The sequence below is a fragment of the Pseudomonas syringae group sp. J248-6 genome (assembly GCF_032586995.1).
GTDB lineage: Bacteria > Pseudomonadota > Gammaproteobacteria > Pseudomonadales > Pseudomonadaceae > Aquipseudomonas > Aquipseudomonas amygdali.
In genome coordinates this window covers 385,348-397,547 of the sequence record NZ_JAWHOP010000001.1, presented here as the reverse complement: position 1 = coordinate 397,547, position 12,200 = coordinate 385,348, and the positions used below count along the sequence as shown (strand labels likewise).

The following is a 12,200-nucleotide window of genomic DNA, read 5'->3' as shown; positions in this document are numbered from 1 at the left end:
GTCTGGCGACACGATGAGGACTGCTGGGCAGACCGTTATTTAGCGTGGAAATCTGAGCATCAGCCTTTCGTATGCGTAACCTCTTACAGGCACAACTTAAGGTAGGGATAATGACAGTAGTGGAATATTGCGTTTTCTAGGGATGGTCTGAAGCACGCGACTATTCAGGCGTGAATACCCAAGTCAAGGTGAAATTTACTTGAGTGGGGACAGCAAATCAGAAAAACGGCCCGAAAAAACGCTTTTCAAACCCGTTTTTTGCCTTGCAGAAGGGCCATCGGGCCCATTTGTCTCATGGCGGACGCACCTGTCCTGCCATGTCCAATAAACGTCGCCGCGACATCCATAGGTTCGACAAGGCAAACAAAGTGGTTCTATGTGCATGGTTCTTGGCCAGCCCGCGAAATCTCACCTTGACAGTATGGGCTCAACAGTTGATTGAGTGAGCACAACGTGCTAGCTCACTGCTTTGGGATTCTTAAGCTTCGGTATTCCCCGAATTTTGACCCAGTCTGACTACCTTTTTGGATGCTGTGGCGTTTTTATACGCCCTCATCTGACCTGTCATCAAATTTTTGGATCGCTTGCTGTTCAGCTTATAAATTATTGGTACGGCACCTTGGTTGGGATGCGAATACAGGTCGAACAAGAACTGATCTTTTTTGATATGAAATTCGAGATGGTTATAGTTGAAGAAAATTGTGCCGTCTTTCAGGCGCGTGGGGAAAGTTGTTGTCCAAATATCAGTCGGTGGTGAAACACTAACCTCCAAATAGTAGCCTGCTGGGAAGTTAGGTGCGCCGTCCGACAGTAAATAGTCCTTGATGGCAAGAGAGTCTTCTTCTGGCAAGGATATAGAATTGTAGTTTGGCCAGCCCTCTTGCGATGCTCTCCAGATGATGCTGAGCGCAAGGTAGTATATTTTCTTCGATTCTAGGCCTGGAACATCTTTAGCATAGAGGCTTGAGTCTTTAAGTCCCTTGAGATGATCATATATGATGGGCATTTCATTTGGTCTGGGCGCGATCAGCTTTGCGCAGTAGTCCTCTCCGTATGTGGAGAAACGGCGTTCGCAGTTTTTACCAAGCAGATACTGCGTCACCTGACGTCCGAGATTGTTAAGGCGATTGTCGTCCGTCTTGAACTGAGTTTTTGTCCCCTTTTTCTTCATTCGATCTATGTATTTATAAAAGTGCTTTGGCAAGAGATGGCTGTCTTGTAAATCATGCTCATCGTTGCAAAGCGCACATAATTTCTCGTTTTCAGCCATCTTGAATCCTCAATCATGCTCGTATGGTGGTGATGTCGGAGAGTCAATCGGCTGCATGTTCAACGTTCAGCTGAAAGCCTCAGGCCAGTCTATCGACTCACAGAGAGTCCGGTCGGAGCTATCCTCATCAATAGTCTGCTCGGCCTTAGGCTGGGGGCATCCTTTTGAAACCATCCAAAGCATGCCCTCAAATATGCCCCCGAATGTAGCAATCCACTGGAATTGAATGGATCTCCATGGTCTATGAAAAGGTAGAAATGATCAGCTGAACGGCCTGCCTGCCGACCCCTACAGACTATCCGGATCCCCAAAAAACATCTGAATCCGCGACCTCAACCAACGCTCTCCCGGGTCATTATCCTGCGCGCCCCTCCAGGCCATGTGCAGTTCGAACGTGCGGGTTTCAATCGGCAGGTCTTCAGACCGAACGCCCCCAGCGGCTGTTAGTACCTGCGCGGCATAGTCAGGCACGGTGGCGATGATGTCGGTGCCGGTCAGCAGTGTCGCCAGGCCATTGAACTGTGGTACGGCGAGGACGACGTGGCGTTTGCGGTCGATTTTTTCCAGGTGCTCGTCAATGAACCCGCTCAGGTCGCCGGCGAAGGAGACCAGTGCGTGGGGGCGGGCGCAGAAGTCGTCGAGGCTCAAGGGGCCGGGTATCGAGTCGGCGCGCAACAATTGCGGCTTGCTCCTGCGCAGAACCTTGCGCTTGGCGTTTGCAGGCAGGTCCTGGGTGTAGCTGACGCCGACCGAGATTTCACCCGAGGCCAGCAATGGCGGCATGAGGATGTAATTGACGCGTCTGACCACCAGCACAATCCCCGGAGCTTCAGAGCGCAGGCGTTTGAGCAGGGTGGGCAGCAAGGCAAACTCGACGTCGTCCGACAAACCGATACGGAACACCGAAGTGCTGGTGGCCGGGTCGAACTCTGAAGCACGGCTGACCGCTGTCGAGATGGAGTCGAGTGCCGGGGAAAGCAGGCCGAATATCTCTGTGGCGCGGGCGGTGGGCTCCATGCTGCGCCCGGTACGCACGAACAACGGGTCATCGAACAGGCCGCGCAGCCGAGAAAGTGCTGCGCTGATGGCTGGCTGGCCCAGAAACAGCTTTTCCGCCGCACGTGTAACGCTGCGCTCATGCATCAGGGTTTCGAAAACGATGAGCAGATTGAGGTCGACGCGACGCAGGTCGTTACGATTCATGCGGAATATCTCGGGCCATTTGTCGGTTGGGACGTGAGCAGGGTGCGATAGTACGAGCAAATGCGGGTCTGGCGCAGGGAAAATTAATGGCAAGGCCACGGAATGTCCACATGGCTTGCAATGTCTCGTCGACATGCGAACAATGGCGGCCATTACGCATCGTGGCTTCCAGACGCTTTCTGGCTGCGACATGCAGCTCACAGGACACAATCGATGACAGGCATGTCGACTATCAATAGCCACCGATAGTGTTCCCGGCAATGCCCGGATAAAGTTTGTGGCATCAAGGTTTACCAGGCGAGGTTCTAAATGTCCCGCACGATCCGTTTTCACCAGTTTGGCCCGGCCGAGGTGCTCAAGCTCGAAGAGCATCCTGTCGCGTCGCCTGTTACCGGCGAGGTGCAGGTGCGCGTCCAGGCCATCGGTGTCAGCTGGTACGACGTTCTCTGGCGACAAAATCTCGCGTCTACCCATGCCCGGCTGCCTGCCGGCCTGGGTTATGAGATGGCTGGCGTGGTGACTGCGCTGGGCGATGGGGTCGACGATTTGCAAGTCGGCGACAAGGTCGCCAGCTTTCCGGCAGCCGATGCCAACCAGCACCCGGTCTATGGCGAAACCATCGTATTGCCGCGTCGGGCATTGACTCGCTACCCGGATGTGCTTTCGCCGGTCGAGGCCAGCGTGCATTACACACCGTATCTGGTGGCGTACTTTGCCTATGTTGACCTGGCGCGTATCAAGTCCGGGCAAACCGTGCTGGTCACCGACGCCAGCCACTGTTCCGGTCCTGCTTTCGTGCAGTTGGGCAAGGCGCTGGGCGTTCGGGTGATCGCCGCGACCAAAACCGAAGATGCCCGTGAGTATTTACAGTCGCTGGGTGCCGACAAGGTGGTGGTCACCGAAGAGCAGGATTTGCTGATGGCGATCAACAAATACACCGAAAACCGTGGTGTCGATGCCGTTTTCGATGGCCTCGGTGGCCCGCAGATGTCGATCATGGGTGATGTGCTCGCGCCACGCGGCAGCCTTGTGTTGTATGGCCTGCAAGGCGGTAATCAGACGCCGTTCCCGGCCTGCGCTGCGTTCCAGAAAAACATTCAGTTCTACGTGCACTGCCTGGGCAATTTCACCGGCAAGCCTGAGCTGGGTATTACTCAGGATGAGGCTGCACTGCAACGCGCCTTGCAGCAGATCAATCAAATGACCGCCGACAAGGTACTTGCGCCGTTGCAGACGCGCAGCTTCCCGTTCGAGCAGGTGGTGCAGGCGCACCGTTACATGGACGTCTGCCCGATTGGTGGGCGTGCGGTGCTGGAAGTCGAGTCGGTCTAATATTTTTTTGCCCTGTAATAAAAAAGCCCTCCGTTCTGGAGGGCTTTTGCATTCAGGAGTTTGGCGTTTCCTGCTCCTTCAATAATTGCTTGATGGATGACGCGAACTGACTGCCACCCTCTGCGGCGGTGTAGACGATGTGCAGTTGAATGTCGGTAACTGCAGCTTTGTTGTCTTTTCCTATGAATTGCTTCACAACTTCTGCATCTGGAAATTCCAGCGTCCAGTTCGATATCGCGCCTGTCCCTTCAAAAGGCAAATAGCGCCCATCGTCGAACATCAGCTCGCACAGCCAGTCTTCGCTGCCTATGCCCCGGCCGTCGTCCGACAGGCTGGAAGACAGCGCGATTTGCTGTTGCGCGCGCAGATTGGTCTTGAGGTACGGGTTGGACTTGCGTGTTCCGTACAAAAGCCTGGCGGCTTCGATATCCGGTCTGACCAGCGTGGTGCTGCCGGTCTGGTTAAGCACAGCGCAGAGGTTATGCAAGCCGTCCGGATCACTGGATTGCAACTTGAAGGACACCGACACATGCTTGAGCTGACGCAAATAATGCCCGGGATAGTTACGATCGAAGTCAGCAGCTCTCAAGGAAAACATCAGAGGCTTGGTGCCCAGTTCCTGCAACGTCTTAAGCCATTTACCGTCGTCGGTTATACCTACTTGGGATCTGAGCGAAACCGTTTTGCGAATGTTCATGCGCCGTTCGGAAGACTGCAGGTAAGCCGCTTCCATCTCCAGCACATCCAGTTGCAATGACTCTCCGGCCAGCATGCCGCGGAAGTTGTCATTCCAACCGCCGGTGCGAATGAACTGCGCATGTTCGTAGTCGCCTATCTCATAGCGCCAGGCGCCTTCGAGGGCGAGAGCCATTGACAATACCGCATCGTAGGCCGGGGCGTAGACAGTGCTCATCCGCGCGACCAGCCAGTTGTAGGTAGGAATGATAGTGAAGCCGGTGGTCATCGACACATAGGCTTCCTGCATTGCAATACGCTGAGCTTTTGCTTCTTCGACGGCGATTGCTGCAGATTTTATAAGTATGTCTTGTTCGACGATTTGTTGGTTCAGGGTCGCCATTTCGAAAGCGGCGAGATCCACTTCAAGTTGCCAGCCTCTTGAGCGACGTTCGTATTCGGCCTCGGTAGTCAATCTGTCCGACGCGAAGGCCAGTGCTCTGCTCAAAGCATGAGCACTACCAATCGCGGCAGACACCGGAGCAGAAAATTCCTGACCACCCATTGCCATACCGAAAACATTGGGCAGCGCATCAAGCGTTCCTTTCACGGCCTCTGGTAACGACGTCGCAGTTTCCATGTACGCAGCATCGACCTTGCAACGCAGTGCTATAGACTCAAGATCAGTTTTCCCCTCGGAGACCTGATCCCTATAAAACGTGTGCCGTAAATCTATTGCATGCTTACCCGATATCAGCGTCTGTTTGCCTGCCTGGGCAGCGTTGAGCGCTTCTGCCTGGAGCTTTATTGTGAAGTCAGCAAGCTGGACTTGCTGGTCCTGTAGCTGCACCGACAGTGATGTGTCAAATTCACTCTCCATAAGATGCATCAGATGACGACCCATGTCGGTCAACACCCTTATTGCTTGCTGCACCCTCGTTACCAGTGCGGGAAAACGATAGACCGGTATCAGGCCGAAGGCACTATTATAGGTGGAACTGAGTCCACCGGCTTTCCCGGATGAATGGCTGAACGGATCGTCGGTTGCGTAGAGTGGCAAAAATGGCATTGTCTTGCCGTCAAGCGTCAGGCCGTGGCGCAGGTTGAACAGGCGCTGTTCGATGGTGCTGCGCAGATCGGTAAGGCGGGCGTTGAGCGGGGTACGGAACGCCCCTTCGGTGATGCCTTTCAACGGTTGAGCCGTCCAGCTGTCTCCCCTTGATGTTTCGGCAATCTGGCCGATCAGCTTGAGCGCCTGCTGATAGCTGAGCCAGGCCTGCGTGAGGCTGTCACGGGTGAGGTGCCGATAATAATGATCACCCTCGCGCTGCCAGTGTTCGACCAGAAACAGGAATACTGCCTGCCGGTAGTGACGGGACGAGGTGAAGGCCCGTATCGCCGGGTCGACAGAATCATCAAGCTGCGACGTGCCTGTGCTGATGTCGGCAAGCGGCCTAGTACTCCACAGCGCAGGTTGGTCATGTTCTCCAGTGCCAGTGCGGTAAGGGTCAAACAAGTGCTCAGTACACCAGCGTAACGCCTCCTGAAACTGTTTCTCCTCGCTGAGACGTGTGGTGACCAGAAACGGGAGATGCAGGAATAATTCACGGAAGTAGCGCCCGTTGGCACCATGGAAGTCCACCGAAACTGTACTTTCGGCGTCGATGGCAGGCTCCAGTAGCATCTGTGTATCCCATGCCAGCACACGATCAACCGACTGCGTGGCCCGGCTGACCAGTTGCTTGCCGAACAACGTGTTGAGCCGGATAGTGCTGAACGGGAGGTCTTGCATACCACTGAGTTCCAGGTAAAGGGCCTGTTCCGGGTTGCGGGTGATTTTGCAGTCCCATAGAGTAGACGTTCGAGACGAGACTATTTTGACTTCATGGAGTTGATTGACCACCCAGTGGTCCACCCCCACCAACGCCACCTGGTAAGTACCAGGTGAAATCTCATCAAGGTCTGCTTCGATAAAAGCCTCTCCATTGGCCACTACCTCTTTCCTGGCCCGCTCTACGAACGTTTCGTCAGCGGCAGCTTTGGTAAGGATTTTCAGCTGTATGGAGGCAAAGGCGGCATCACCCTGAAGGGCAGACGATGCGCCGTTGGGCAGCGGTATTTGCTGCAAAAAGTTGAATGAAATACGTAAGGTTTTGTTCAGTGGTCTTTTTACATAAGTCGATAGCGTGCTCGGCGACGCCTTGACTGGGACGAAGGTGACAAGATGCTCGTGGGTGGTGAATACACGTTTTTCGTATGATATTTTGCTCGATGTGAAAGGTAGTGCGACAGTTAAGTTTCCGTTTGTTGAAGCAGTTTTAAGGTTTAAGGTTTTTATGTGTTTAATTAAGTATTCGGGTGTATTTATTGTGTTGTTTATTTTAAAAAATTCTGAATGGTTTCGTGTCAAAAATTCATTACCTCTATCGTTGCCGATGTCGTTAAATAATTCGAGCATTAACTGTAAAACTATTTTTTTTTGATTTTTAGTAGGTGGCGAGATACCTATGGCTTCGAGTATTTCGGCGATATAATTTTCAAGCCCGTTTATGTGTTCAGAGTCCTGTATAAGTACTGTGCTGTCAGTGAAAAAATTTATAATTGCTCTTTCATATGTTCTTGTAAAGATGGTGGGGTTTTCACCTTTGGTTGAATCTGTTGTCGATTCTATAGGAAAGTCGCTTTCAGTAAGTTGAAACTCAAGTTTGTAGGATTGGCTGGATAAAATGTCACCTACATACACGTGCTGAATCCTTCTAGCATCGTTGTACTCAGTATGCAATGCAGTAAGCAGTTTGCTTTCCTTGTCCTCTTCATTTTGGTGTTCTTCGCCTATCACTTTTTCATCAATCAACAACAAATCACGTGCCTGAACAAAAAAATCATAATCTTTCGTTCCTAGCGCATCCTTCTTTTTACCTGGTATTTTTGGCTGTCCTTTTACAGGGTTCTCTCTTTCAGGCTTGTCTTCTGTCGTTGCATCGTAAAGCAATGCGATCAACCAGGGGTCGTTCTCGCGCTTGCCATGTTCGTCCACAATAGCAATTAGCCCGGGTTTGTAAGTGTCGTCTTTAAGGTAATTGTTATTTTCATCTTTTAAACGCTTGCCATCCTTTGTCCCGTCCAGGGCCAGCAACTCATTCGCTGGGCTCCATAGCCCATCTATCTGCTTATAGCAGTAATGCACGGTAATTTTTCTGAACTTTGTAGGCGTCTGCTTCGTTTCGTCTGCGCTGGGTATCGGAGTGGTCGAGCGTTCGACCCAGATCACATAGGGACGCCCAGCGATGATGATCGGACGAATCACATCCAGCGTTTGCCCATCTGTGGTTGGTGTTTGCACGATCTGCCCGCTCAGAGGCAAGCCGATTTTCTCCCATTCACTCCATGCCAGCGGGCTGAGTTGCCCCAGATTATCGCGCTTGCTGATATCCAGCGATCGCCAGTAGTACTCAGTCGGTTCGACGTTGGTCTTGCCGATGAAATGGTAGGTATCGCTTACCGGGTCAAAGCCGTCGAGGTAGCCGCTGACCACTTGCAGGTTGCTGACGTGCTCGAACTTGCCGATGTAGTTAGCCACCGCGAGTTGCACCATGTCGTTGGTCAGTTTGCCCTGATTCAGTTCATTTTCCAGCTCGACGAATGGTTGGCTCTTGCCGGGCCGCAAGGCTGGCTGGATAAGGTTTTCCGGATGGTTGACCTGTTGGTGCCAACTGCGCCAGCGCGCGTACTGGTTGCAATAGCGACGCCATTCGTCGTCCGCGTCAGCAATAATATTCCGCGCCGCTGTGTCGTAACCCGGTTCCAGGTGTGCGAAAAATCGGCTGAGGTAATGTTGCAAACTGGCCGTCGCATGCGCCATCTGACTGGTCATGACTTCACTGGAAACCTGCACATCGGTCAGCAGAAAGTTGGACAGATCGTCGGCGTCGGCAGCAGTGGAAAACCTGTAGTCAGGCGTGTTGGGCAAGTTGATCAGCAGGTAGCCAACCAGTGCATCTCGCCACGCTTCGTTGAGCGGAATATTGATAGCGTGCTGCTCGGCCTCATCACAACTTGCGAACAACAGCGTGGCAAGTGACTGAACCTGTCCATAGGATGATTTTGCATCCAGTACAGTCAATGCGATAAGCGACTGGCATGACAGCCCTGTCTTCTGGCAAAGCAACTGTAAGCGCAGGACCTGATCGACATCGGCGACATTGAAAGCTCTCTTCTGAATCGGTTTGGCTTCAGCTACTTCTTTGGGTGCCGTGTTCAGCAGCCCATTTAAAGGGTCCCCGGTTCGCGTGCGGTCAGTAAAGCCGAGAATCTGACCTTTAAATTTTAAGAGTTTGCCACTTTTCTTCAGGTACTCAGCTCTTTCCTTATTTTGCGAATAGACTTCAGTGAACTCATCCGGACTAACGATCAGCGGTCCAGGGTTATCGCTTAAAAATTTTTGAAACGACATGAATATCGGCTTTATCCCTGAATACACAATGTTGATGTCCAGGGTCCAATAATAGTTTTGTGCAATATATGAGACTCCTCCATTCCCGTTGACGGTGTCTCTGGAGCTCTTGTCCAGGCTGGCGAGGTAATCGGCAAATGTCTTACGATCTGGTTTGACGATAACTTTGGTGGCCTCTGGCGCAGGCTTTGGCTCCGGCAGATACGTAGTCCCCACGGCACACAGCGTTTCTTCAGCGTTCCAGCCAATCAACTTGGCCAGCCGCTCTGCCGCTTCAAGTCCTGTTGACTCGTCTCCATCGCTGTTGATGGCCTGCAGATAATCCAGAACATCGGACTCCTGATAGCCAGTCTCCTGAGCGCGTTTGACCCAATTGCCAAGGCATGAAAGCTGGTAGCACAGGTCAAGGCTTGATCCCGACTTGTCCAAGGCCATTTGCTCAGGGTATTCCAGTAGCAACTCAAGCCCGGCGGGGCTGAGGTTGAAGCGCATGATCAGTTCGGCATGGCGTTTTAGCTCTGACCACATGACGAATGCGCTTTTGCTGAACGTGTTCTGGCTGCCCGCCTGAATTGCGTTGTTTTTTATTTCATTGAGCAAGGTGGCGGTACTGATGTCGAGCCAGCGCAACAGGAGCAATACGTGCTGTTCACTCAATACCGATCGACCAGGCTGATTGCTATTGCCTGACAGCGCCGCCCCCAACGACTTGATAACATCTTCCTGAGCGATCAGCGCCCCATTGATCTGCGCGGCGAAGGCCTCACCGGTTTTGAGGTAGGCATCTACATCCAGTGCATCACTCTGTGCTAACGCGCCCGTCAGACAGATTGAAATCTGAGCATTGATCGCCGCCAAGCGGTCCTGGCCCTGGAATACGGGAATTGCCTTGACCCAGCCATCTGTGTCAATCAGAGGGTTGAAAAGCTGCAGCCAGGTATTCTTGTCCTCCTTGAGTGCAACCTGCTGCACAGCGGCCAATGATGCAAGTCTGGCTTCTGTCAGCGATGATTTGCCCAGCCGATCTGCAGATTCCGTGATCAATTCCAGCCAGTCGGCCGGAGCGGGGAGCGTTTTCGCCTCGATATCCGGCGTGGGCGTCAGCAGCAACGCCAGTAGATCCAGACCGATGTTTTGCAGCCTCGCCCACTGAGTGAGGTTCACCGCAGCCATTATCACGTCGAGGATGTCCGGCTGATCGTCTTTATCAAGAAGCGTCGGTGCGCCAGCCAGTTGCTTGAGCAGGTCGTCGTTGCCGATGAACAGCAGCGACATCAGACCGGCCCCGGCCTGCGGCGATAGCCTCAACAGGCGCGGCAGGTAAACCTGACGATATAACGCAGAAAACAAGGTCAGTGATCGTTTGGGCAGTTTTGCCGGGGCGCCTTTTGCGGCGGGTTGCTGGAATCGCTGTGTAGTTGCAACGAAATCTCTGGCGGTCTGTTCGTCGATCTTCAATGCGTAGCACATCTGCGCCAGCGTAGCCTGGCCCGCGTCGGTATCCAGATCGAACTCAGCGTCATCGAATATCACTCGGGTCTGATTGCTGTCGTTACCGTTGGCGGCCTGCGCACCCAATACGGTATCCAGAGCGGGCAATGCCTGACCCACCGAATATACCGGCAACGCGCCAAGCATGGTCGCAAACTGCCATGCGCTGACCTTGAAATCACGATGCAGGTAACGGAACACGCTGATTGCTCGCAACGTGTTGGCGGTAAAGTGGAAATCTTTGGTTTGACCTTCTGCACGCAAGGCGGACATTACCAGCGTATCGACGTCAGCGAACGGCATGCCGAGGAAGTGCTGCAAGTGAATGAGCTTGTGCAGGCGGGCGAAATGGCTGGCGCTGACGTTGGTCAGTTGCTGGCCTGACGAGCTGTCAGCGGGCACTGTAATGGCGATTGCCGGGCTGCTGGCATTGTTGATAAACGAGGCACCGTAAACCTGACTGGCTGCAACCTCTGTTTGCGATGCGACAGGGAGGTGTTCGGAACGTTTTACCGTGGTGCTGAAGCCGGTCTGCTTTCCATCGTCCGTACTTTTGAGGGCAAGCAGGTCGTAAAGGTCCTGTTCGCTCAGTCCGGTCTGGTGGCGAAACAGGGCTACATCGCTGATCGCCAGCAGAGCCTCGGTTGCGCTACCGGCTACGCCGTAGGCAGTTTTGAAAAAATCGGCTTTTGCCGCAGTCTCATTGTCCAGCAGCAGTGTGTGCAGGGACGGGTCAAGGCCGCTGCCCGAGAGTATGGCCGCGCGCAAGTCTTTCTGGCGGAAATTCTGGTAGCAGAAGTTGGGATAATCATAAGACGCAAGCTTGTGCACATCGAACAGCGTGATGCCCTTCTGCTCAAGCACCGCCCGCATTTGCTGGAAAGCCAGATGGAATGGCAGCGTTGCATGACTGCCCGATGCGGCGATGGCATTCGGCAATGGTGTAATGCCGGCCAGCATCTGCGCGGGATGAGCGAGTATATCGATCACCAGTTTTAGCGCGGATACGGTCTGGTGGGCGCTGGTTTCGTCAAGCAGCAGATCGCCCAGCGCAGGGCGTCGGACACCGAGTTTGATGGCCTTGTTGTCGGCCATTATTTCCAGCTTGATGGCTCGTTGATACAGATCGCTCAGGTAGGCGAGAGGCCCGTCGCTGGAATCCAGTGCGCCCGCGGAGGTGGTGTGCGCTAGGTTTTCCGGAAACAGACTGGCGTAGGTAGGGGATGAGCTGTTGTCGAATAAGGCGAATGGCATGGCCATGGTTGTACGTCCTTGTTGGGTTTGAAAACTCCTTGTGCGTCTTTAATGCAGAGCGCATTGATCAAGCTTAGGACAGAGTGGGTCGATGTCGGTGAGTGCCGCTTAGAACCTTTGGCGATGATCGAGACAATTGAATGCCGGCTGTGTGATATTTCACCTCGACAATGCCGCGTCGGGCACGATGCTCTTTATGGCTTCATTGAAAGTACCGGTTCAGTTTCGCTGAACGAAGGTAAATATGGAGCTGTGGGCGACATGAGTATTAAAGTTTAATCAATCTGTCAGAATGCGCACAATGCCACTGGTGTTTCCTACAGGGCAGAGTAAAAGCATCATTGCATGTCGATACGCTCTTGCTCGCCGGGAGCTTCCTATAGAGGGATCTGGCGTGGAGTATAATTGGCAAAATAATAAGTCCTTGGCTGCTGAATGAGTGAGGCGTTTAAACGCGTTGTCTAATACGGCCGCCTTATGTAAACATTCTGCGTTGTTTTCAAAAGAAAACTGTCTATTGTA

At 53.1% G+C, this 12,200-nt stretch carries 4 protein-coding genes and 1 pseudogene; 1 reads left to right on the top strand and 4 read right to left on the bottom strand.

Going from position 1 to position 12,200, the window contains the following annotated elements:
• Nucleotides 1-292: 292 nt before the first annotated feature.
• The 3 genes and pseudogenes from RYC17_RS01250 to RYC17_RS01240 all read right to left on the bottom strand — a co-directional run.
• Nucleotides 293-418, bottom strand: a pseudogene (locus tag RYC17_RS01250) (IS5/IS1182 family transposase); the annotation flags it as partial.
• A 60-nt stretch (nt 419-478) separates the two neighbouring features.
• On the bottom strand, nt 479-1,270 hold the full coding sequence (locus RYC17_RS01245; RefSeq protein WP_058408125.1) for a hypothetical protein: 792 nt from the start codon (nt 1,268-1,270) through the stop codon (nt 479-481).
• 288 nt (nt 1,271-1,558) lie between these two features.
• On the bottom strand, nt 1,559-2,473 hold the full coding sequence (locus RYC17_RS01240; protein WP_002553328.1) for a LysR family transcriptional regulator: 915 nt from the start codon (nt 2,471-2,473) through the stop codon (nt 1,559-1,561).
• Between the two features lie 309 nt (nt 2,474-2,782).
• On the opposite strand from RYC17_RS01240, the gene RYC17_RS01235 reads away from it, so the two are divergent.
• Nucleotides 2,783-3,805: a zinc-dependent alcohol dehydrogenase family protein gene (locus tag RYC17_RS01235; RefSeq protein ID WP_316902282.1), complete on the top strand. Its 1,023-nt coding sequence runs from the start codon at nt 2,783-2,785 to the stop codon at nt 3,803-3,805.
• 52 nt (nt 3,806-3,857) lie between these two features.
• Here the strand turns inward: RYC17_RS01235 and RYC17_RS01230 are convergent, their stop codons facing one another.
• Complete coding sequence (locus tag RYC17_RS01230; protein WP_316902280.1) at nt 3,858-11,684, bottom strand: neuraminidase-like domain-containing protein; 7,827 nt, start codon at nt 11,682-11,684, stop codon at nt 3,858-3,860.
• Between the last annotated feature and the right edge of the window lie 516 nt (nt 11,685-12,200).

Bases quoted from the DNA above. Each gene is read 5' to 3' on its own strand.
- RYC17_RS01245 (WP_058408125.1), bottom strand. From the start codon at position 1,270: ATGGCTGAAAACGAGAAATTATGTGCGCTTTGCAACGATGAGCATGAT.
- RYC17_RS01240 (WP_002553328.1), bottom strand. From the start codon at position 2,473: ATGAATCGTAACGACCTGCGTCGCGTCGACCTCAATCTGCTCATCGTT.
- RYC17_RS01235 (WP_316902282.1), top strand. From the start codon at position 2,783: ATGTCCCGCACGATCCGTTTTCACCAGTTTGGCCCGGCCGAGGTGCTC.
- RYC17_RS01230 (WP_316902280.1), bottom strand. From the start codon at position 11,684: ATGGCCATGCCATTCGCCTTATTCGACAACAGCTCATCCCCTACCTAC.